Raw genomic sequence first — 21,579 nt, 5'->3', positions numbered from 1 at the left:
CGGTGCGACGCTCGCGCGCCTTCCCGCCACCTCGCTCGGCCCGCGAACGCGGGGGAAGGGGTTCGGGGCCCGGCCCGGAGGGCTCCCCGGATTCCTGTGGGTCTCCCGGTCCCGGAGGGCGTCCCACAGGAGGTCGGGCCTCACAGCTCCGGTGAGGACCCCCGGGTGCGCGGGCATCCCACAGGAGGGCGGGCCCTCCGGACCCCGGCGACGGTCCCTCGCCCGTGGTCCCTGCCCCTCCCAACCGGGATATACTCGTGGAAGTTCATCGCGTTCTCGCCATGCCCGCGTGGCGTATTCGATGCTCCCGGCGCTCGCCTGGGTCGTTCTCGACCACGGTGCGGCCCACCATCGCGCGTACGGACACCGGTCGTCGGCCTGCACTGCGCGTCCGGCCATGTCCTTCGTGTAACCTTCCACGGTTGGTGTCACCGCCAACCAGTCCGCCCGACCTCTCCCGGTCGGATGAACCTTCGCGTGCGGCGACGTGCGCGATCCCGAGCGCTTGAATGGAGTTACCGTGGCTTCTGTCTGCGACGTCTGCGGCAAGGGACCAGGGTTCGGTAACAGTGTTTCCCACTCGCACCGTCGCACCCGCCGCCGCTGGAACCCCAACATCCAGACCGTCCGCACCCGTGTGGGTGGCACGCCCAAGCGCGTGAACGCCTGCACCTCGTGCATCAAGGCCGGCAAGGTGACCCGCTAGGGCTCCCAGCCCTCCGGACCTTCCATGAAGGCCCCTGACCCTCTCGGTCGGGGGCCTTCACCCTTGGTCGGGGCCCTGTGGGGGCCTGGGACCGGAGCCCGCACCGGACCCCCTGCCGGGCCCTCGGCGGGCCCGGAGGCGACCGGCGTCCCCACCCGCCCGGCTCACAGCTCGCAGACGTGGCCGTTCAGGGAGCAGCGGATCGGGCTCTGCGGCACACCCACCGCCTCGAAGGTGAGCGCCACCGAGTCCCCGGGCTCCAGGCTGTCCTGGTCGGCGGGCTGACGGGCCAGGATGCCGTCCTCGATCTCCGCCCAGTCCGCGCCGTTGACGTGCGTGACCTCGGCTGAGTCGAAGGCCAGGGCCAGCTCCCAGCCGTCCAGGCTGGCCCGCGAGGTGTTGGTGACGGTGACGTGGCCGCTGAACCCGACCGCCGTGGACTCCGTGACGCGGTAGACGACCGTGGTCGGCTCCGAACCCGCCTGGGTCTGCGGTCCCCGCGCCCCCTCGCCTCCGGCCGCCGGCTCCTCGGCGTCGGTCCCGGGTGAGGCGTCGTGCGTGGGCTGGGCCCCGTCCTGGACCCCGGGGTCCTCGGTCGCGCCCGGGGTGCCGCCGAACTGGAGGTAGATCTGGGTGGTGCTGTACCCGAACAGGAGCAGGCCGAGGATCACGCCGGAGACGACGAGCACGTTGAGCAGGCGCGGGGGTTCGACGCGTTTGGGGACCGTGCTCTCGATGAGGCCGCCGAGCCGCCGCAGCGCGCCGACGCCCTCCGGCTCGCTGCGGTGCACACCCCGGCGGTTGCCGTTCCGCCAGCCATGCCGCCCCATAAACCGCTCCTCGACGTTTCCATCACCCTCCACCGAGAGCTCCGGTTCCGGTCCCTCCCTCGTCGCCCTCCGCCGTGTGCGCCCCGGTCTGATGCGGGGGGACACCGGCGAAGCCGTGGCTTCTTCTGCCGACCCTCGGTCGGTGGCTCCCGGGGACTTCCTGGGGTCGCTGCGTCCCATGAGGCGGGTGCTGCGCCCGGAAAGGCCGCGTTCGCAAAGCCTAGCGTGAGAGTTAAACAGGACAAATCCCATCGGGCGTCTCAGCGCCGGAAATGATCCCATCCTCCGCGAGGCGGAACCCGCCCATCGACCGTGACCGGAATTGTGTTTTCTTCCGCGGTTTCACCTGTTGTTCCCACAACGGTTCCCACCCTGTACCAGTGAGCGGGCAGAACGGTGTGCGGCGGGAACACGGCGGCGAGGGCGTGGTCCTCTCCCCCGGCGACCATGAGGTCGCGCGCGGCCCGCTCGGCCGTGCCGGCTCCGGCGCCCAGGACGCGGACCGCCTCGACGAGGGCGGGCTCGGGGCGCAGCGCCTCCCCCTCCAGGTCGATACGTACGCCGCTGGCCCGGCAGACGTGCCCGAGGTCCTGTGCGAGGCCGTCGCTGACGTCGAGCATGGCCGTGGCCCCGAGGCGGGACGCCTCCGCTCCCCGGGCGTAGGGCGGGCTGGGCCTGCGGTGCTCGGACAGGCACTCGGCCGGGCCGTCGATCCCCTGCTCCAGCAGGGCGAGCCCGGCGGCCGACAGCCCCAGGTGGCCGGTGTAGGCGACCACGTCGCCGGGTCGGGCTCCGTCGCGGCGGACCGGCGCCCGTCCCTGGAGGTCGCCGAGCGCGGTGACCGCGATGGTGAGGGTGTCCGAGCCGACCATGTCCCCGCCCACGACGGCGCCGCCCGCGACCGCGCACTCGTCGCGGACCCCGGCGGTGAACTCCTCCGCCCAGGACACCGGCAGGTCGGCGGGCGCGGCGAACCCGATGAGCAGGCCGGTGGGGCGGGCGCCCATGGCCGCGACGTCGGCGAAGTTCTGCGCGACGGCCCGGTGCCCCACGTCACGGGCGGTGGACCACTCGCGCCGGAAGTGGCGGCCCTCGACCAGCAGGTCGGTGGTCGCGACCGTCCGGCCGTCGGGGGACGCGACGACAGCGGCGTCGTCCCCGGGTCCGAGGATTACATCGTCCGTGGTGGGGAATTGGCTCGTCACGCGTGCGATCAGAGCGAACTCACCAAGACCCCCAATGGTGTTCCGCACAGGGATCAGGGTACGGTGACGCTCCGGCGCGGTGGTCCGGACCCACGCTTGTCATCCGTCCGTCATCGGCCGCACCCTGGCTCGGCCGTGAACCCACTCGCCGCTTCGCCCGGCGACACGAAGGAGTACTCATGGTGCAGGCATACATCCTGATCCAGACCGAGGTCGGTCAGGCAGCCGAGGTGGCAGGACGCATCCGGGGCATCGAGGGGGTCGAGAAGGCCCACGACGTGACCGGGCCCTACGATGTCATCGTCCAGGCCGGCGCCGAAGACATCGATTCCCTGGGCACCCTCGTGGTGGCCCGGATCCAGCGGTTGGACGGCATCGCCCGGACTCTCACCTGTCCCATCGTCAACATCTGACGCATCGCGTCATCCGGAGCGGGGTCTGCTGTGCTGAGTCGGTACGCGTACGCCGGTGTGGTCGCGGCCCTGGCCCTGGTGGCGACGGGCTGCGGCGCGCAGACCGTGCGCATGCAGCCGCCGGAGGCAGACGCGGCGACCGCCGAGGTCTGCGCCGACCTCGTCGCGGCGCTCCCCGACACCCTGCTGGGAGCGGAGCGGGCACAGGTGCGGCCCGACTCGGAGCTCACCGCGGCCTGGGGCGACCCGCCCATCGGGCTGCGCTGCGGGGTGGAGCGCCCGGTGACCCTGACCAGCACCTCCTACCTACAGGAGGTCAACGGTGTTCCGTGGCTGCCGCAGCCGGAGGACGCACCCACCATGTACACGGCGATCGGCCACGAGGCCTACGTGGAACTGTCGGTCCCGGCCGCCCACGGCGCCCCCGCCGCCGCGCTGTCGACGGTCAGCGACCTGATCGTCGAACACGTCCCGGCGCTTCCCGAAGGGGAGCTGTGACCCGGCGCTAGCCGTACTGCGCTGAGGGGCGCGCCCGTGCTCGCAGCGGGAGGGGCGCGCTCGTGCCCGTGCGGAGGGGACCGCGCTCGCGCTGAGGAGGTCGTGCCTGTACTCACACCGGGCAGGGCCGCGTCTGTGCTCGCGCCAGGTAGAACCGCGACTGTGCTCCACGAGCGTCCGTCAGTAGGTGCTGAGTTTGGCCTCACCGGAATCGTTGCTGGTGCGACGCAAGCGTTCTGACCTGTGACGCTCTTGTACTTGTAGCGGGGTTGAGCGCTCGAACCCCGCTACGAGTACAAGAGCACGGCGAACAGGGCCGCGGCCGCCGCAGAGGGGTCACCCGGCTCGGAGGTCTACGCGGGCACGCCGAAGCGGGCGAAGGCGCGGCCTCCCCGTTTACCACGCTAAACCCGCGCTGAACCCTTCTGCCAGAGGCTCTTTCGGCCTGTGGACAGCCTGTGCGGCCTGTGGACGACACGCGCGTGGGGCCGCCAGCTTCCGCTGGCGGCCCCACGTTCGGCCATCACGGGATCACGGTGACGGTGGAAAGTCCCGTCAGTTCTCCGCCCCAGCCGACTCCTCAGCGGACGGCGCGTCCTCGGCGGCGTCGGAGGCCTCGTCCCCGGCGCCCTCCTCAGTGCCCTCCTCGGCTCCGGCGTCGCCGCCCTCGGGGCCCTCCATGGTCTCGGCGTCCACGCCGCCGCCGCTGCCGAGCATGGCCTCGACCTCCTCGGCGTTCTCCGCCACGCCGCCGGAGCAGGCGGCGCCCGGCTCGGGAACGTCGGTGCCGCGCTCGTACAGTCGCACGAAGCGCTGGAGGTTCTCGTCGTCGGCGCTCTCAGCGCTGATCTGGCGTCCCCAGCTGGAGGCGACGATCGGCGCGTCCAGCTCACCCGCGTAGGGGCTGATCACCAGGTAGTCGCCGGAGCTGTACATGTCGGTCAGCGTCTGCACCTGGTCCTCGGGCAGGTCGGGCCGGTAGTTGATCCACACCGCGCCGTGCTCCAGGGAGTGCACCGCGAACTCGTGGGTCACCGGCTCGGTGTAGACACCGCAGTTCTGCCAGGCGTTCCAGTGGTCGCCGCCCACGGGCGGGGTCTGCTCGTAGTTCACGCGCTGTCCGGTGTCGACGTGGGCGTAGGAGCCGACCTCGTACTCCTCCACCCCCGAGATCGTGCGGCTGCGGAACTCCATGAAGACGAGGAAACCGATCAGTCCCACGACCAGGACCACAGCAGTCGTGATACCGGTGGTGGTAAGGATTTTGCGGCGGCGTTCCTCTTTGACGCGTTGCGCCTTCAGCTCGGCGGCGCGGCGGCGACGCTCCTCCGCCGTCTTCTTCTTGGCCACTGGGTCTCCTGGGATGGATGGTGACATTAGGGACTTACCTATCCTCTACTTTGGCACCAGAGTTGGGCGATTCGACCAGGATGGTTCCTATGGAACAGAAAAACGGTCCCGCGGCCGGGACCGCCGACCACGTCGGCGATGTCCCGGACGACGACGGGCCCCCGTGGGAGGACGGGGCACCGGACGAGGAGACCCCGTCGCGGGTGTCCTGGCGTTCGGTACCGATGTGGATCACTGTGATCCTCGTCGTACTGGCCCTGGGCGGGGGTTACCTGCTGGGACGCCCGTCCCACCCCCTGGACACCGGCGCCGACGCCGGGTTCCTGCGTGACATGAGCGCGCACCACGCCCAGGCCGTGGACATGTCGATGATCATCCTGGAGAAGACCGAGGACCCCGAGCTGCGCACGGTGGCCACCGACATCACCCGCACGCAGCAGGCCCAGATCGGGATCATGCAGGGGTGGTTGATGGCCTGGGACCTCAACGCGCGCGGTGTGCAGGAGCCGATGGCCTGGATGGAGGGGCACGACCACGGCGGCGAGGGCGGCGAGGTCCCCGACACGATGCCGGGCCTGGCCTCCTCCGAGGAGATGGTGTCCCTGGAGGACGCCGAGGGCGTGGAGGCCGAACTCCTCTTCCTGGAGCTGATGATCGCCCACCACCGGGGCGGCATCGAGATGGCCGAGGCGGAGGTGGAGCTGGGCCAGGAGGACCTGGTCACCAACTTCGCGCAGGGGATGGCCGACTCCCAGCTCAAGGAGATCGACCTGATGGAGGGCATGATCGACCAGCGCCAGGACGGCGCCTCCGGCGACTGACCCCGCGTTCGGGCACATGAGGACGGCGGCTCACCTCCGGGTGGGCCGCCGTCCTCGTGTCCGGGGCCGTGTACGTCCCCAGGACCGTTCGTGTCCGGGCAGCGTGCACCCGGATCCGGTCCCGCACGAATCCGGCCACGCCCGCAGCCGGTCCCCCGCACAGCGGTCCGCGCCCCGAAGCGTGTGTGTCCGAACGCACACGGCGGCTTCCCGCGAGGCCGCGGCCGCCCCGCCCGGGCGACTTCCCCGCAGGTGGCGGCGCTGGAGGCCCGTCCGCGGCCTCCGCCGGAACGCCCCGGAGAGCCCGCGCACCCACCGGGGAGACGCACGGAACACCGTTTTCCACGGGACCCGCTGGAACTACGACGCGCTGTAGAACTACGATCTGTAGTACTACCGGCGGTCGGTACTTGGAGAGGCGGGTATGGAAGCCCTTGAACTCGCGAGGTGGCAGTTCGGTGTCACCACGATCTACCACTTCCTGTTCGTACCCCTGACCATCGGGCTGTCGTTCATCGTGGCCGTGCTCCAGACCCTCTGGTACCGCACCGGCAAACACGAGTACCTACAGGCCACCCAGTTCTTCGGCAAGCTCTTCCTCATCAACTTCGCCATGGGCGTGGTCACCGGGATCGTGCAGGAGTTCCAGTTCGGCATGAACTGGAGCGAGTACTCCCGCTTCGTCGGCGACGTCTTCGGCGCCCCGCTGGCCATGGAGGCCCTGCTCGCCTTCTTCCTGGAGTCCACCTTCATCGGACTGTGGATCTTCGGCTGGCACCGGCTGTCCCGGGGCGTCCACCTGGCCTGCATCTGGGCGGTCGCCATCGGCACCAACCTCTCGGCGTACTTCATCCTCGCCGCCAACGCCTGGATGCGGCACCCCGTCGGCTACACGGTCAACGAGGAGAACGGGCGCGCCGAGCTCACCGACATCTGGGCGGTGCTCAGCAACGACCAGGCCTGGTCCACCTACCTGCACACCGTCTCGGCCGCGTTCATCACCGCCGGGCTGTTCGTCGTGGCGGTCAGCGCCTACAAGCTCTGGCGCAACAGCCACCACGACGACACCGGCATCCCCGGGGTGGTCCCGCCCCGGAAGGACTTCGCCCTGTTCCGCGGCACGCTCAAGGTCGGCCTGGTCTTCACCCTGGCCGCCGGGGCCCTGGTGGTCTTCTCCGGCGACCACCAGGCCAAGCTCGCCGCCGAGTACGAGCCGATGAAGCTCGCCGCCGCCGAGGCCCTGTGGGAGACCGAGGAGGGCGCGGCCTTCTCCGCCCTGGCCGTCGGCGACACCGAGGAACGCTACAACCCCATCGACATCACCATCCCCAACGTGCTCAGCTTCCTCGCCACCGGCCAGTTCGACGGCGAGGTGCACGGGATGAACAACCTGGAGGAGGCCTACGACGAGTACTACGGCCCCGGCGACTACACCCCCAACGTGTTCGTCGTGTACTGGTCCTTCCGCCTGATGATGGGCCTGGGCATGTTCGGGGTGGCGGTGGCCGCGCTCGGCCTCCTCCTCACCTGGGGCAGGGAGCGCACCCCGACCAGCAAGTGGTTCTACTACGCGGCCATGCTCGCGCTGCCCGCGGCGCTGGCCGCCAACATCTTCGGCTGGGTGCTCACCGAGATGGGCCGCCAGCCCTGGACCGTGCACGGCGAGCTGCTCACCGCGGCCAGCGTCTCCCCCGGGGTGAGCCTGGGGGCCGTCGCGGCGACCCTGGCCGGGTTCACCGCGGTGTACGGAGGGCTCTTCGTCGTCGAGGTCGGCCTGCTCCTGAAGTACATCAAGGCCGGGCCCTCCCACCTCGTCCCCGACCTGGAGGACGACGAGGACGAGTCCAAGATCCCGCACTTCAGCTACTAGGAGCCAAGGACCATGGAACTGGCCGTCATCTGGTTCATCGCCATCTCGGTCCTGTGGATCGGGTACTTCGTCCTGGAGGGGTTCGACTTCGGGGTGGGCACGCTCATGCCCTTCATGGGCAGGCGCGACTCCGTCGACCGCCGGGTCGCCATCAACGCGATCGGGCCGGTCTGGGACGCCAACGAGGTGTGGCTGATCACCGCGGTCGGCGCGACCTTCGCCGCCTTCCCCGCCTGGTACGCCTCCCTGCTCAGCGGGTTCTACGCACCGGTCTTCCTCATCCTCGTCGCGCTGATCCTGCGCGGTGTGGCGTTCGAGTACCGGGGCAAGCGCGACAGCTCCGTGTGGCGCGCCTGGTGGGACCGGGCGATCTTCGCGGGCAGCACCGCGCCCGCCTTCCTGTGGGGCGTGGTCTTCGCCAACGTCGTCCGGGGCGTGGCCATGGGCCCCGACCAGGTGGTCACCTCCTCGGTGGCGGACCTGCTCAACCCCTACGCCCTGCTCGGCGGGCTGACGACGCTGTCGCTGTTCACCCTGCACGGGGCGATCTTCCTGACCCTCAAGACCGACGGGCCGGTGCGGATCCGCGCGCGCCGGGCCGCCCTGTGGTCCGCGTGCGCCGCGGTCCCGCTGGGCGCGCTCTTCCTGGTGTGGACCCAGCTCGCCCACGGCGACGGGACACGGACCCTGCCTCTGGTCGCCCTCTCGGCCGCGGCGCTGGCGGGCGGGGTCGCGGCTGCCTGGCGGCGCCGCGAGGGGTGGTCGTTCGCCTTCACCGCCGTGACCATCCTCGCCGCGTTCGCCGCCCTGTTCACCGCGCTGTTCCCGAACGTGCTGCCCTCCACCACCGACCCCGCGTTCAGCCTGACCGTCGCGGGCGCCTCCTCCGCCGAGTACACGCTGACCGTGATGTCGTGGGTGGCGGTGGTGTTCCTACCGCTCGTGCTCCTCTACCAGGGGTGGAGCTACTGGGTGTTCCGCAGGCGGGTGACCGGCGAGACCGTGACCGGGGCTGCCGTCACCCAGGCCGAGCACGGAGGCAGGAATCCCGAACCCGCTGCCTGACGGTGCCGCGGTGCCTCCCGGCGGGCGCACCCGCCCCGCCCGGGAGGCACCCGGCCGCCCCGCCCCGGAGCAGAGGGCCGCGGCGGCGGCCGGTCAGCGAGGCGCACCGGGTGGATACTGGGGCCGTCGCGCCCGCTCCGGCCGACCGGGGCGACACCGTACCACCGTGAAGGCCCCAGCCACTCCGGGTCAGCCCTGCACCCGGCCCGAACGACGTCGTGAGGTCACGCGCCCATGAAGCCCCTTGACCCGCGCCTGGTGCGTACCGCCAGCGCGGTACGCGCGCACCTGGCCGTCTCCGTGGCCAGCGGAGTGCTCATCACCGGCCTGATCCTGGTCCAGGCCTGGCTGCTGGCCCGCGCCGTCACCGGCGCCTGGAGGGGTGAGGGACTGGACACCCTGGGCTGGGTGGTCGGCGCGGTCGCGGCCGTCGCCGTGGTCCGGGCCCTGCTGTCCTACCTGGCAGAGACCTCCGCGCTGCACAGCGCCGCGCGCACCAAGTCGCAGCTGCGCCGCCAGCTGGTGGCGCACGTGACCGGATCGGGCAGGGTGTGGACGGCCGAGCCCGGCGGCGATCAGGGCTCGCCCAAGGCGGGTGAGCTGGTCACCCTGACCACCCGGGGCCTGGACGCGCTCGACGACTACTTCGCCCGCTACCTGCCCCAGCTGGTCCTGGCCGCGATCGTGCCCCTGGCCGTGCTGGCGGTGGTGTTCTGGGCGGACTGGATCTCGGGGATCGTCATCCTGGTGACGCTGCCGCTGATCCCGGTGTTCATGGCACTGATCGGAATGCACACCCAGCAGCGCACCGACCGGCAGTGGAAGCTGCTGAGCCGCCTGGGCGGGCACTTCCTGGACGTGGTGGAGGGGCTGCCGACCCTGGCCGTGTTCCGCCGGGCCAAGGCGCAGGCCGAGATCCTGCGCCGGGTGGGCGAGGACCACCGGCGGGCGACGATGGGAACGCTGCGGGTCGCCTTCCTGTCGGCGTTCGCTCTGGAGCTCCTGTCCACCCTGGCGGTGGCGCTGGTCGCGGTGGAGGTGGGCCTGCGCCTGCTGGGCGGCCACATGGACTACCAGACGGCGCTGCTGGTGCTGGTCCTGGCGCCGGAGGCCTACCTGCCGCTGAGGGAGGTGGGCGCCCGGTTCCACGCGAGCATGGAGGGCGTGTCCGCCGCCAAGCAGGTGTTCACCGAGCTGGAGCGCGGACGCGAAGCGGCGCGGACCGGGGCCTCCGCACCGGACCCGGCGGACGGCACGGCCGACGGCCCCCGGGGGGCGAAGGGGACCGGGGAGGTTTCCGGCGTCACAGGGGCCGCCCCCGCCACGGACTCCGTCGGGACGACGGCCGCCGCGACAGGATCCGGCTCCCCCGCCCCTCCTCCGGCGACCGGCCGACCCGCACCCGCCGCCGGAGGCGACCTCCGCTTCGAGGACGTGGAACTGCTCTACCCCGGACGGGACGTGCCCGCGCTGTCGGGGCTGGACCTGGAGGTGGCGGCCGGGGAGCACCTACTGCTCACCGGCCCCAGCGGGGCGGGCAAGTCCACCCTGCTGTCGCTGCTGCTGCGGCTGGTCGAACCCACGCGGGGGCGCGTCAGCGTGCGCGCGCCCGGCGGAGGGTGGCAGCCCCTGGACGGGGTCAACGCCGACGACTGGCGCCTCGGCACCGCCTGGGTCCCCCAGAACCCCTACCTGTTCGACGTGTCCGTGGCCGACAACATCCGGCTGGGCGCGCCCGACGCCTCCATGGAGCGGGTGCGCGAGGCGGCCCGGCTGGCCGAGGCCGACGCGTTCGTCCGTGCCCTCCCCGACGGCTACGGCACCCGGCTCGGCGAGCGCGGCGCCCGCCTGTCGGCCGGACAGCGGCAGCGGATCGCGCTGGCACGGGCGCTGTGCCGGGACGCCCCGCTCGTCCTGCTGGACGAGCCCACCGCCCACCTGGACCCGGAGAACGCCGCGGCGGTGCGCACGGCCGTCGCCCGGCTCCTTGAGGGCCGGACCGCCGTCATCGTCGCCCACGACACCGGCTGGGCGCACGGCGTCCTCGGAGACACCCTGCGGACCGCGTCACTGCCGCTGCTGACCCAGGAAGGGAGTGCGTCGCGATGAGCGCCGACACCGCCGCCCCCGACACGCTCCACGTGCCCGAGCGCGAACGCCGCCGCGACCCGCTGCTGCGGATGACGGCCCTGGCCCGGCCGCGCGGGGGCCGCTTCGCGCTCGGCGTGCTGCTGGGCGCCGCCGCGACCGGTGCGGCCGTGGCCCTGCTGGGCGTGGCCGCGTGGATGCTGGCCACAGCCGCCGACCACCCGCCCATCACCGCGCTGGGTGTGGCCGTGGTCGCCACCCGCGCGCTGGGCGTGGGCCGCGGGGTGGCCCGCTACCTGGAGCGTCTGGTCACCCACGACGCCGCGTTCCGCACTCTGGCCGAGGTCCGGGTGCGGGTGTACGAGAGGCTCGCCAGAACCGAGCCGTTCGGCCGCTTCCGGTCCGGCGACCTGGTGTCCCGGCTGGTCAACGACACCGAGGCCACCCTGGACCTGCTGGTGCGCGGACTGACGCCACCGCTGGTCTCGGTGGCGGCGGGCGGCGTCACGGTCCTGGTCCTGACCGCGCTGTACGTGCCGGGAGGGCTGCTCCTGGCGGCGGGCCTGCTGCTGGCCGGTCTGGCGGTGCCGCTGGCCGCGGCCGCGCTGGGCCGGGAGCCGGGCAGGCGCCAGGCCAGGGCGCGCGGGGAGCTGTCGACGACCCTGGTGGACACCCTGCACGGGGCGTCCGACCTGGTGGCCTACGGCGCCATGGACCGGCAGGTGGAGCGGGTGTACGCGGCCGACGAGGAGCTGACCCGGCTGGCGCGCAGGGACTCCGCGATCCTGGGGCTGGGCGCCGGGGCGAGCGCGCTGATCACCGGGTTGACCGTGTGGGGCGTGCTGTTCCTGGGTGTGGCCGCCGTGGAGGGCGGAACGCTGGACGCGGTGTCGCTGGCGGTGCTGGTGCTGGTGACGCTGGCGGCGTTCGAGATCGTGGCGCCGCTGCCCGCCGTGGCGGCCAGGCTGGGGGCGATCCGGGCGAGCGGCGCGAGGCTGTTCGGGGTCCTGGACACCCCGCCCGCGGTCGCCGCGCCCACGCGCACGGGCCTGGACCCGCACGGGGACGCGACGGTCCGGGTGCGGGACCTGCGGGTGCGCTACGGACCCGGGGAGCCGTGGGCGCTGGACGGGGTGGACCTGGAGATCCCCGCCGGGTGGACGGTGGCGGTGATCGGCCCCAGCGGCGCGGGCAAGAGCACGCTGGCGTCGGTGCTGCTGCGGTTCCGCGACCCGGACGGCGGCCTGGTGGAGATCGGCGGGGAGGACGTCACGTCGTACCCGGCCGACGAGGTGCGCGGAGTGGTGTCGGGGGTCCCGCAGGACCCGCACGTGTTCGCCTCGACGCTGCGGGAGAACCTGCGGCTGGCCCGACCCGGCGCGGAGGACGACGAGCTGTGGGAGGCGCTGCGGCGTGCGCGGCTGGCCGACGACGTGGCGGCGACGCCCCGGGGGCTGGACACGCGGGTGGGCACGCACGGCCTGGGCCTGAGCGGCGGGATGGTGCAGCGGCTGGCGCTGGCACGCGCCCTGCTGGCGGCGCCCCGGGTGCTGGTGCTGGACGAGCCGACCGCCCACCTGGACCCGGACACGCGCGACGCGGTGGTGGAGGACCTGCTGGCCGCGGCCGAGGGGTACTCCACCCTGCTGGTCACGCACGACCTGACGGGTCTGGACCGCGTGGACCGGATCTACGTGGTGCGCGACGGCCGGGTGATCCAGCAGGGCACGCACGAGGAGCTGTCCCGGCGGGAGGGCTGGTACCGCGACGTCAGCACGGGCTGACCGGTCCGGGCCCGCCCGGGTCGCGGGCGCGCGGCGCGGACGGGCCGTAAACGGGGGGCCTGACGGACCGTCCTGGGATACCGTCCCACCGTGCCGCCCTGACGGACCGAACCCCCTGGAGCCGATCATGACCGAACCCGACCTGCGCGCGCTCGACCTCTCCGTCCTCAACTCCGCCACCAAGTACCCCAGCATCCCCACCTACCACACCCTCGACCCCAAGAACGGGGGGCTGCTGGAGGAGGCCGCCGCCTTCACCGGCGACGTCATTCTGTCCGAAAAGGTGGACGGGACGAATGCCCGAATTGTCTGCTTTCCCTCCGGTGACTACGTCCTGGGCAGCCGCGAGGAACTGCTCTACGCCAGGGGCGACCTGATCGGGAACCCCGCCCTGGGCATCGTCGACGCCCTGCGCGCCCTGGCCGACCGGATCACCCCGCCCGGGACCGGAGTCGTCGTCCACTACCTGGAGGTGTACGGGGGCAAGGTCACCGCGGCCAGCCGCGAGTACACCGGCAACCGCGCCGTCGGGTACCGGATGTTCGACTCGGCGGCCGTCCCGACCGACGTGCTGTCCCGGCAGCGCCACGAGGTCTCCGCCTGGCGCGAGGGCGGGGGTCAGGACTTCCTCCGCGAGGCGGCGCTCTCCCGGCTCGCCGAGCGCGAGGGGATCGAGCTCACGCCCCGGCTCGCCACCGTGCCCGCCGACAAGCTGCCCCAAGGCGTCGCCGAGACCTCGGAGTTCGTCGCCCAACACCTGCCGGGCACCCGCGTGGCGCTGGACGGGGACGCGGGCGGGCAGGCGGAGGGGATCGTGCTGCGCACGGCCGACCGGTCGGTGATCGCCAAGGCCCGTTTCCAGGACTACCGGCGCACGCTCAAGCGCCGAGCCCGGCACGGGGGATGACGGCAGGGGGCGCCGGGCCCCGGATCTGACAGTGGGACCGGGGTCCTCTAGGGTTCCCCCGTGGCCAATCCTGTTCGTGAGTTCCTCGGTGGCGTCGGCGCCCTCCTACGCGGCTTCACCCTGCTGTTGCGCAAACCCCGCCTGTTCCTGCTCGGTGCCCTTCCCGCCCTGATCACATCACTGGTGTTCCTGGCGCTGTTCGTGCTCCTGGTGGTGAACCTGACCGACCTGGCCGGCTGGGCGACGCCCTTCGCCGACGGCTGGGACCCCCTGTGGCAGGGGCTGCTGCGCGGCGCCGTGTCCGTGGCGGTCCTGGCCGGATCGCTCCTGCTGATGGTGGTCGGGTTCACGACGGTCACGCTGACCCTGGGCGGGCCGATCTACGACAAGGTCACCGAACTGGTCGAGAAGGAGCTGGGCAACGACCCCGGCGAGCTCGACGAGCCGCTGATGACGTCGATGTGGCGGGCCATCCGGCAGTCGCTGGCGGTCGTGGCGGTGTCCCTCGTGGTGACGGTGTTCGTGTTCGCGATCGGTTTCATCCCGGTGGTGGGCCAGGTGGTCGGTCCGGTGCTGGCCGCCGTGCTGGGCGGGTGGCTGCTGGCGGTCGAGCTGCTGGCGAGCGCGTTCGACCGCCGGAGGCTGATGACCATCCGCGAGCGGCGCCGGTACATGGGCACGCGGCGGGCGCGGGTGCTGGGCTACGCGGTGCCGACGTACTTCCTGTTGGCGATCCCGTTCCTGGCCGTGGTGGTCTTCCCCGCCGCCACCGCGGGCGCGGTGCTCCTCACCCGCGAGCTGGTCCCCACCGCGCCGCACCGGCCGGACCCCGCGGGCCCCCTGCCGGGACCGGGCGCTCCGGGCGGGCCGCTTCCCGGCGGAACACCTCCTGGCGGGCCCCTCCCCGGCGGCTCTTCCCCCAACGGACACGGCCAGGGCTGACCGGAGCCGGACTTCCCGGCGCAGGGCTTCCCCAGCGCCGGGCCCTCCCGGCCCCACCAGCGCCGACATGGACCGCCCCGTGCCCGCGCGCGGGGCGGTTCTGCGTACGCGGTCCCGGGCCCGGTGCCGCCCCGCCGCGCGGAAGCCCGTACGCGTGCGCGGCGGCGGTCAGGGTCCAGCCGGAGCCGGGGCGTCCACAGGGCGGCGGAGGGGCTGGTGGCCCGGTCGCGGTGAGCGTACGCTCGCGGAGGGACCTCCGTGGGTCCGTCCACCCGGGCGGGCCCGCCCCCGTGTACCCGTGTCCCCGAGAACGCCGAAGGCGGGCGACCGCCCGGCCACCCGCCTGGAGAGGGTCCGTCTACCGCAGACCGGGGGCGCGGCGCAGAGCCGTGGAGATCATCCGCTCCACCAGGGCCGCGTAGTCCACGCCGGTGGCGGCCCACATCTGCGGGAAGGCCGACGCCGGGGTGAAGCCGGGCATGGTGTTGAGCTCGTTGACGAGGATGTCGCCGTCCTCGGTGTAGAAGAAGTCCACGCGGGCCAGGCCCTCGCAGCCCATCGCCTCGAACACGTCGGCGGCCAGCGCGCGCAGGCGCGCCGTGGCCTCCTCGGGGATCTGGGCCGGGATGGTCAGGCTGCTCGTGGACAGGTACTTGGCCTCGAAGTCGTAGAAGTCGAAGCCGTCGGCGACGTGCACCTCGGCCGGGACGGACACGTCGGGCGCGCCGCCGTCCTCGGACTCCAGTACGCCGCACTCCAGCTCGCGGCCCACGACCCGGGCCTCCACCAGCACCTTGGGGTCGTGCTCCCGGGCCGCCTCGACCGCGGCGACCACCGCGTCGGCGTCGGAGGAGTCCTCCACCTTGCTGATGCCCACGCTGCTGCCCGCGCGGGCGGGCTTGACGAACACGGTGGCCCCCAGTTCGGCCACGTCGTCCAGCACCCTCTTGCGCTCGGTGCGCCACTGGCGGTCGGTGATGGCCACGAAGTCGCTGGTGGGGATGCCGTTGCCGCGCAGCATGGCCTTCATGAAGACCTTGTCCATGGAGGCGGAGCTGGAGAACACCCCGGCCCCGGCGTAGCGCACGCCCATCATCTCGAACAGCCCCTGGATGGTGCCGTCCTCGCCGAAGGGGCCGTGCAGCAGCGGCAGCACCACGTCCACCCCGGCCAGGCGCTCGGGGCCCTTGACCGGGTCCACGACCATCAGCTGGCCCTCCGAGTCGAAGGGCAGCGCCAGGTCGACGCCGTCCTCGGACACCGACGGCAGCGCGCTGGTGCCCGCGTCGATGCGCAGGCTCTCGGGGTCACCCGAGGTCAGCACCCAGTTGCCCGTACGGGTGATACCGACCGGCACGACCTCGTAGCGGTCGTGGTCGACGACGGACAGCACGCTGCCCGCGGTGACGCAGGAGATCTCGTGTTCGGAGCTACGCCCGCCGAAGACGACGGCCACCCGAATCTTGCGCTGTTCGGACGACATGCTGCCTGACCCTATCTCGCCGTTGGTTGGAACCGGAGCGGGTGAGACCCCGCGGTGTGTCAGCTGTCCCCGCCGAGGGCCGCCAGGGCGTCCTCGACGAGGTCACGGGGGTCCTCCAGGCCGACGGAGAACCGCACCGCTCCCGGTGAGATGCCCGCCGCGGCCAGTTCACGCTCGCTCATGCTGCGGTGCGACGTGGAGGCGACGTGTCCGGCCAGCGTGTGCGTGCCGCCCAGCGAGGCGGCGATGGTGGCCACGCGCAGCCGGTCGGCGAAGGCCATCCCGGCCTCGCGTCCGCCGCGCGGGTGCACGGTCACGACCGCGCCGTGGCGGCCCCGGTCGAAGAGCTTGTCGGCGAGCGCCGACTGGGGGTGGGAGGCCAGCGAGGGGTGGTCGACCCGCTCCACCAGGGGGTGCCCCTCCAGTGCCGCGGCGAGGGCGGCCGCACTCTCGCACTGGCGCTGCACACGCAGCGGCAGCGTCTCCAGCCCCCGGTGCAGCAGGTAGGCCTCGTCGGGGGCCAGGCAGGGGCCCAGGTCCACGCGCGCGGAACGGATGCGCCCGATCAGGTCGGGCGAGGCCACGGCCACGCCGCCGGTGGTGTCGCTGTGGCCTCCGATGTACTTGGTGGCCGAGTGCACGACCACGTCGGCGCCGTGCTCCAGCGGGCGGCACACGGCCGGGGAGGCGAAGGTGGAGTCCACCACCAGAGCGGCACCGGCCTCGTGGGAGATCCGAGCCAGTTCGGGCAGGTCGGAGACGGTCATGGTGGGGTTGGACAGCGTCTCGGTGAACACCATCCGGGTGTCGGGCCCCACGGCGGCGCGCACGGCGTCCGGGTCGGTGATGTCCACGAAGTCGGTGCGCACGCCGAACCGGCGCAGCAGCCGGTCCAACAGCGAGTGGGTGTTGCCGTAGATGGACTGCGAGGCCACCACGTGCGACCCGGCCTCGGTCAGCGCCATGAACACCGTGCTGAGCGCGCCCATGCCCGAGGAGAAGGCCTGTCCGCGCACCGGCCCCGGCACCCCGGCGCCCTCCAGGGCCGCGACGGCGTCGGCGAACGCGTCCACGGTGGGGCTGTCGATGCGCGCGTAGGAGTAGCCCGGCCGGGTGCCCGCCAGCACGTCCGCGTACTCCTGGGAGGTGTCGAACGCGTAGGTGGTGGCCCGGTGGACGGGCATGCGCATCGGGCGCTCGGCGGGAACCGGCGCCTGCGGGAGGGAGACCGCCCGCGTGTACTCGCCCTCGGCCCCGGCGCCCGCCGCGGACCCTGGTGTGTGTGACATCGTGCTCGCTCTCAGACCCCGTAGCGCTCGGGCTTGGCACTGCGCGCCATGAAGGCGGCGAGCGCCTCGGCCGGGCTCAGGTCGTGGTGCATCATCTTGACGACGGCCTCGGTGATCGGCAGGTCGACCCCGTGGGCCCATCCGAGTTCCAGGACGGACTCGGAGGACTTGACCCCCTCGGCCGTCTGCTTGGTCTCCGCGACGACCTGTTCGAGGGTCTTGCCAGCGCCCAGTTTCTCACCGAAGGTCCGGTTCCGCGACAGCGGCGACGAGCATGTCGCGACCAGGTCACCCATCCCGGCCAGGCCGGACAGGGTGTGTTCGTCCGCGCCCAGGGCCACCGCCAGGCGTGTGGTCTCGGCCAGGCCGCGGGTGATGAGGGACGCCTTGGTGTTGTCCCCGAAGCCCATGCCCTCGGCCACGCCGACGGCCAGTCCGATCACGTTCTTCATCGCGCCGCCGATCTCCACCCCGACCAGGTCGGTGCTGGTGTAGGGGCGGAAGTAGGCCGACCTGAACAGGCTCTGGAGCCGTACGGCCGTCGGCTCGTGGGAGCAGGCGACCACGGCGGTGGCGGGCTGGCGCTCGGCGATCTCGCGGGCCAGGTTGGGGCCCGACACCACCGCGATGCGCTCCTCGGGGTACTCCAGGACCTCGGCGATGATCTGGCTCACCCGCATGCGGGTGCCCAGTTCCACACCCTTCATGAGGCTGACGACCACCGCGTCCTCGCGCAGGTGGGGACGCCAGTCCACGAGGTTGGCCCGCAGCGTCTGCGAGGGCACCGCCAGCACCACCACGTCGGCCTCCGCCAGCGCCTTGGGGGCGTCGGTGGTGGCGCGCAGGCGCGGGTTGAGGGCGACCCCGGGGAAGTAGTCGGGGTTCTCGGAGGTGTCGTTGATCGCGTCGACCACCGAGGCCCGCCGCCCCCACAGGACCACCTCGGCGGCGGGGCCGCCCGGGCGGCGCTCCCGGGCCAGGTCGGCCGCGTCCGCGATGATGTTCGCGAACACGGTGCCCCACGAGCCCGCGCCGAGAACGGCGATCCTCACGTCGTCGCTACCCATCGGCTCCGTCATGCCCCCGCACTGTCCTTGCCGTTGTCGCCCTTCGCCCCGGCCTCGTCGTCGGCCGGCGCCGTGCCGTCCGCCGCGGCGGCCGTGCCGCCGTCCACGGAGGGCCGCTCCCCGCTCCCGGCGGCCGCGGCCCGCGCCTTCCTGGGGTCGTAGGGGACCGCGGGCGGCTCCTCTCCGCGGATCCGGGCCTGGAGGCCGGTGATGTCGGCCATGATCGCCTCGGTGGCCTCCCGCAGGACCGTTCCGGTCAGCGGCTGGTCCCGGAACCGGGACAGGTCCACCGGCGGTCCGGCCCGGAACTCCACGCGCTTGCGCGGGAACAGCCTGACCTTCTTGGTGCCGTAGGGCATGATGTGCTGTTCGCCCCAGTGCGCCACCGGGACCACGGGCACGCCCGTGGTGAGGGCCAGGCGCGCCACGCCGGTCTTGGCCGTCATCGGCCACAGGTTCGGGTCCCGGGTGCAGGTGCCCTCGGGGTAGAAGATCACCGAGGCGCCGTCGCGGGTGAGCGCCAGCTCGGCCTCGTGGAGCGCCTTGACGGCGTCGGTGCTGCCGCGTTTGACGGGGATCTGACCGGTGCTCCTGGCCACCGCGCTCACCACGGGGATGCGCATGACCCCCTCCTTCATGGTGAAGGTCGGCCAGCGCCGGGCGCCGATGTAGAGGAAGTGGGCGACCGTCAACGGGTCCGCCAGGGACAGGTGGTTGAGGGCGATGATCGCGCCGCCCCTGTCCGGGACGTGCTCGGTGCCCTTCCAGTCCGGCTTGGTCACGAACCACAGGACGAACCGGACGATCCGGGAGACGACCGCCTTCACCCACCGGGATTCTCGTTGCTTGGCCACGGGACTCCTCACTCCATCGCTCCAGGCCCGTCGAGGCCGCACAGCACAACCGATTCAGTGTAGGGCGTGGTCGGCGGGGTGCCGTCCGCCGCCCTTCGGGCCCGGGACGCGCCTGGCGCGGCGCGGCCGCGGTGGACCGCGGGGCCCGGGGAGGGGCTCCCGCACGTCCCCGGCGGACGGCGCCGGCAAGCCCTCCCCCCGGCGCCTGGCCCGGTCCGGGTTTTTCCGTACGACTCCGCCGGGCGGCGGCGCCGACGGCTCCTCCCCGAACGCCTACCCTCGTCACTGTCGTGCCGTACCGACGTTCCGGGGGGACCGTGACCGGCTGTGGAGAACGGAGCGGGGCGCCGCGCCCCGGGGCGCGCTGGTCCCTGGTCGTCCCAGTGAAGCACCTCGGCCGCGCCAAGTCGCGGCTGGCCCCGGCCGCGGGGGGCCGCCGCGAGGACCTGGCGCTGGCCATCGCCTGCGACACGGTGGCCGCGGCGCGGGCCTGCCCCACGGTGGCGGCGGTGTTCGCGGTGACCGAGGACGCGCGTGCGGGCGCCGAGCTGGCCCGTCTGGGCGCGGTGGTGGTGGGTGGCGAACCCGGTACGGGGCTGAACCCGGCGCTGGAGCACGGGGCGGCCGTCGCGCGGCGGCGCCTGCCCGCGCTCGGGGTGTGCGCCCTGTCCGCCGACCTGCCCGCGCTGCGCCCCGAGGAGCTGGAGCGGGTCCTGGCGGCGGCGGCCGGGCACGGGCGCTCCTTCCTGCCGGACGCTCCCGGCGTGGGCACGACGCTGTTCGCCGCCGCGCCCGGGCACCCGTTCATCCCGGCCTTCGAGGGCCCCTCGCGGGCCCGCCACCTGTCCGGGGGCGCCAGGGAGCTGGTGGTGCCGGACGTGGCGTCGGTGCGGCGCGACGTGGACACGTTCGAGGACCTGCGCGCCGCGGTGGCGCTGGGCGTGGGTCCCAGGACGCGCGGGCTGTGGGAGCTCGTGGGCGGCGGCCTGTGCCCGCAGAACGCGCCCTGAGCCCTCCTGAGGCCCTTCCACGCCTCCCCCTGGAACCCCTTACGGGCCAGGAGCCCCACGAGGCCTCAGGACCCCCGGGAACGCGTTCCGCCCGGGCCCCTCGAAGGGAACCCGGGCGGACGGACCCGTCGCCGTGTGGTGGCGGGTTACTTCTTGTCGCCGTTGACCAGAGCCTTGAAGTCAGCGCCAGCGCGGAACTTCGGAACGAAGCTCGCGGGGACGTTGATGGTGGCGCCGGTGGCGGGGTTGCGGGCCGTACGGGCCGCGCGCTCGGACTTCTCGAAAACGCCGAAGCCAGTGATGGCGACCTTGTCGCCCGACGCCACGGTGGCCTGAATGGTGTCAAGCACAGCGTTGACCGCTTCGGTCGCGGTCTTCTTGTCTCCGAGTCGATCGGAGATCGCGTCGATCAGGTCACGCTTGTTCATAAGGTTCCTCCGGTTCCCCCTTGCTCGCACGAAATTAGGGGAAGCAGAGGCCCTTACACAAATACAAACGCCTACGGGCAGGGCGTGTCGGGTCCATCCCCACCTGCGCGGCAGCTCCTACGGGGCTCCGGTCCAGACCGGAACCGCCTCCGACTTCAGTCCCTTTTGACCCCTTCTGCGAGCCTCAAATGCCTACGTATAACCGGATTCCGGGCACGAGACACGCTGAGCTTAAGGACGGAAGACCCGTAAGCAGGCGCTCACAGTACGTAAAGGTAAAATATTTCTGGACCGGGGGTGTCCTGCGTCACACAGGCCACGAATCCCCGGCCCAGAAGCCGATCAGTGTCTAGAGCGTCACCGGCAGCCAGGGCTTGCGGGTGCCCTCGAACTCCCCGATCGCGTCCGTGTGGCGCAGGGTCAGCGCGATGTCGTCCAGGCCCTCCAGGAGCCGCCAGCGGGTGTAGTCGTCCAGTTCGAAGGACTCCCGCACGCCCGCCGCCGGAACCCGCACCTCGCGCTCGACGAGGTCCACGGTCACCTCGGTGGCGGGGTCGGCCTCGACGGCCGCCCAGACGCGGTCGATGACCTCCTGCTCCAGCAGGACCGTCAGCAGGCCGCCCTTGAGCGAGTTGCCGCGGAAGATGTCGGCGAAGCGCGAGGACAGCACGGTCCTGAAGCCGTAGTCCTGGAGCGCCCACACGGCGTGCTCACGCGAGGAGCCGGTGCCGAAGTCCGGCCCGGCCACCAGCACGGACGCGCCCTGGTACTCGGGGCGGTTGAGGACGAAGTCGGGGTCGGACTTGCGCCACTCGGCGAACAGGCCGTCCTCGAAGCCGGTCCGGCTGACCCGCTTGAGGTAGACGGCCGGGATGATCTGGTCGGTGTCGACGTTGCTCGCGCGCAGCGGCACGGCCCGACCGGTGTGGACGTCGAACTTCTCCATGAGAGGTCTCTCCTAACGGGGCG

The 21,579-nt window shown here is 72.5% G+C and carries 20 protein-coding genes; 11 read left to right on the top strand and 9 right to left on the bottom strand.

Annotation, left to right across the window (positions count from 1 at the left end):
- The first annotated feature begins 520 nt into the window (after window positions 1-520).
- The gene (rpmB, locus tag FYW99_RS15925) at window positions 521-706 is read left to right on the top strand and encodes a 50S ribosomal protein L28 (RefSeq protein WP_013151263.1); all 186 of its coding nucleotides are present in this window, start codon (window positions 521-523) and stop codon (window positions 704-706) included.
- A gap of 164 nt (window positions 707-870) precedes the next feature.
- Here the strand turns inward: rpmB and FYW99_RS15920 are convergent, their stop codons facing one another.
- Window positions 871-1,536, bottom strand: a complete 666-nt coding sequence (locus FYW99_RS15920) for a cellulose binding domain-containing protein (RefSeq protein WP_150252827.1) — start codon at window positions 1,534-1,536, stop codon at window positions 871-873.
- 260 nt (window positions 1,537-1,796) lie between these two features.
- Window positions 1,797-2,789, bottom strand: a complete 993-nt coding sequence (locus FYW99_RS15915; RefSeq protein ID WP_150252826.1) for a thiamine-phosphate kinase — start codon at window positions 2,787-2,789, stop codon at window positions 1,797-1,799.
- Between the two features lie 131 nt (window positions 2,790-2,920).
- Between FYW99_RS15915 and FYW99_RS15910 the strand changes: the two genes are divergently transcribed.
- Both FYW99_RS15910 and FYW99_RS15905 read left to right on the top strand, forming a co-directional pair.
- Window positions 2,921-3,154, top strand: a complete 234-nt coding sequence (locus tag FYW99_RS15910; protein ID WP_097636772.1) for an Lrp/AsnC family transcriptional regulator — start codon at window positions 2,921-2,923, stop codon at window positions 3,152-3,154.
- A gap of 30 nt (window positions 3,155-3,184) precedes the next feature.
- The gene (locus FYW99_RS15905; RefSeq protein ID WP_150252825.1) at window positions 3,185-3,652 is read left to right on the top strand and encodes a DUF3515 domain-containing protein; all 468 of its coding nucleotides are present in this window, start codon (window positions 3,185-3,187) and stop codon (window positions 3,650-3,652) included.
- 555 nt (window positions 3,653-4,207) lie between these two features.
- Here FYW99_RS15905 and FYW99_RS15900 read toward each other — a convergent pair.
- Window positions 4,208-5,002: a DUF3105 domain-containing protein gene (locus tag FYW99_RS15900; RefSeq protein WP_150252824.1), complete on the bottom strand. Its 795-nt coding sequence runs from the start codon at window positions 5,000-5,002 to the stop codon at window positions 4,208-4,210.
- A gap of 89 nt (window positions 5,003-5,091) precedes the next feature.
- Here FYW99_RS15900 and FYW99_RS15895 point away from each other — a divergent pair, with 89 nt between their 5' ends.
- The 7 genes from FYW99_RS15895 to FYW99_RS15865 all read left to right on the top strand — a co-directional run bounded on the left by FYW99_RS15895 (window position 5,092) and on the right by FYW99_RS15865 (window position 14,479).
- A complete protein-coding gene (locus FYW99_RS15895; RefSeq protein ID WP_150252823.1) occupies window positions 5,092-5,823 on the top strand; it encodes a DUF305 domain-containing protein in 732 nt (243 codons plus the stop codon).
- Window positions 5,824-6,247: 424 nt separating this feature from the next.
- Window positions 6,248-7,693, top strand: coding sequence for a cytochrome ubiquinol oxidase subunit I (locus FYW99_RS15890; protein ID WP_150252822.1), 1,446 nt, complete (start codon window positions 6,248-6,250; stop codon window positions 7,691-7,693).
- Between the two features lie 12 nt (window positions 7,694-7,705).
- Window positions 7,706-8,758: a cytochrome d ubiquinol oxidase subunit II gene (gene cydB / locus FYW99_RS15885; RefSeq protein ID WP_150252821.1), complete on the top strand. Its 1,053-nt coding sequence runs from the start codon at window positions 7,706-7,708 to the stop codon at window positions 8,756-8,758.
- A 234-nt stretch (window positions 8,759-8,992) separates the two neighbouring features.
- On the top strand, window positions 8,993-10,867 hold the full coding sequence (cydD, locus tag FYW99_RS15880; protein WP_150252820.1) for a thiol reductant ABC exporter subunit CydD: 1,875 nt from the start codon (window positions 8,993-8,995) through the stop codon (window positions 10,865-10,867).
- A complete protein-coding gene (gene cydC / locus FYW99_RS15875; RefSeq protein WP_150252819.1) occupies window positions 10,864-12,630 on the top strand; it encodes a thiol reductant ABC exporter subunit CydC in 1,767 nt (588 codons plus the stop codon). The genes cydD and cydC overlap by 4 nt, the downstream gene beginning before the upstream one ends.
- Window positions 12,631-12,757: 127 nt before the next feature.
- Complete coding sequence (locus FYW99_RS15870; RefSeq protein WP_150252818.1) at window positions 12,758-13,537, top strand: RNA ligase family protein; 780 nt, start codon at window positions 12,758-12,760, stop codon at window positions 13,535-13,537.
- A 60-nt stretch (window positions 13,538-13,597) separates the two neighbouring features.
- A complete protein-coding gene (locus FYW99_RS15865) occupies window positions 13,598-14,479 on the top strand; it encodes an EI24 domain-containing protein (RefSeq protein WP_150252817.1) in 882 nt (293 codons plus the stop codon).
- A gap of 358 nt (window positions 14,480-14,837) precedes the next feature.
- Here the strand turns inward: FYW99_RS15865 and FYW99_RS15860 are convergent, their stop codons facing one another.
- From FYW99_RS15860 to FYW99_RS15845, 4 genes are read right to left on the bottom strand one after another with little or no spacing between them, the layout of a single operon-like run.
- Window positions 14,838-15,962: a D-alanine--D-alanine ligase family protein gene (locus FYW99_RS15860; protein WP_150252816.1), complete on the bottom strand. Its 1,125-nt coding sequence runs from the start codon at window positions 15,960-15,962 to the stop codon at window positions 14,838-14,840.
- A 59-nt stretch (window positions 15,963-16,021) separates the two neighbouring features.
- Window positions 16,022-17,251, bottom strand: coding sequence for a trans-sulfuration enzyme family protein (locus FYW99_RS15855; protein WP_150252815.1), 1,230 nt, complete (start codon window positions 17,249-17,251; stop codon window positions 16,022-16,024).
- 11 nt (window positions 17,252-17,262) lie between these two features.
- Window positions 17,263-18,318: an NAD(P)H-dependent glycerol-3-phosphate dehydrogenase gene (locus FYW99_RS15850; protein ID WP_150252983.1), complete on the bottom strand. Its 1,056-nt coding sequence runs from the start codon at window positions 18,316-18,318 to the stop codon at window positions 17,263-17,265.
- Window positions 18,319-18,326: 8 nt separating this feature from the next.
- Window positions 18,327-19,172 carry a lysophospholipid acyltransferase family protein gene (locus FYW99_RS15845; RefSeq protein ID WP_150252814.1) on the bottom strand — a complete coding sequence of 282 codons (846 nt, stop codon included), beginning with the start codon at window positions 19,170-19,172 and terminating at the stop codon, window positions 18,327-18,329.
- A gap of 317 nt (window positions 19,173-19,489) precedes the next feature.
- Between FYW99_RS15845 and cofC the strand changes: the two genes are divergently transcribed.
- A complete protein-coding gene (gene cofC, locus FYW99_RS15840; protein ID WP_150252982.1) occupies window positions 19,490-20,182 on the top strand; it encodes a 2-phospho-L-lactate guanylyltransferase in 693 nt (230 codons plus the stop codon).
- A gap of 146 nt (window positions 20,183-20,328) precedes the next feature.
- Here cofC and FYW99_RS15835 read toward each other — a convergent pair whose 3' ends face one another.
- Window positions 20,329-20,610 (bottom strand): HU family DNA-binding protein, encoded by a 282-nt coding sequence (locus FYW99_RS15835; RefSeq protein WP_013151244.1) that lies wholly within the window; start codon window positions 20,608-20,610, stop codon window positions 20,329-20,331.
- A gap of 349 nt (window positions 20,611-20,959) precedes the next feature.
- A complete protein-coding gene (gene leuD / locus FYW99_RS15830; RefSeq protein ID WP_150252813.1) occupies window positions 20,960-21,556 on the bottom strand; it encodes a 3-isopropylmalate dehydratase small subunit in 597 nt (198 codons plus the stop codon).
- Window positions 21,557-21,579 lie beyond the last annotated feature (23 nt).

The sequence above is a fragment of the Nocardiopsis deserti genome (assembly GCF_008638355.1).
GTDB lineage: Bacteria > Actinomycetota > Actinomycetes > Streptosporangiales > Streptosporangiaceae > Nocardiopsis > Nocardiopsis alborubida.
The sequence above is the reverse complement of the archived record's forward strand: the minus strand, read 5'-3'. Positions and strand labels throughout refer to the sequence as shown.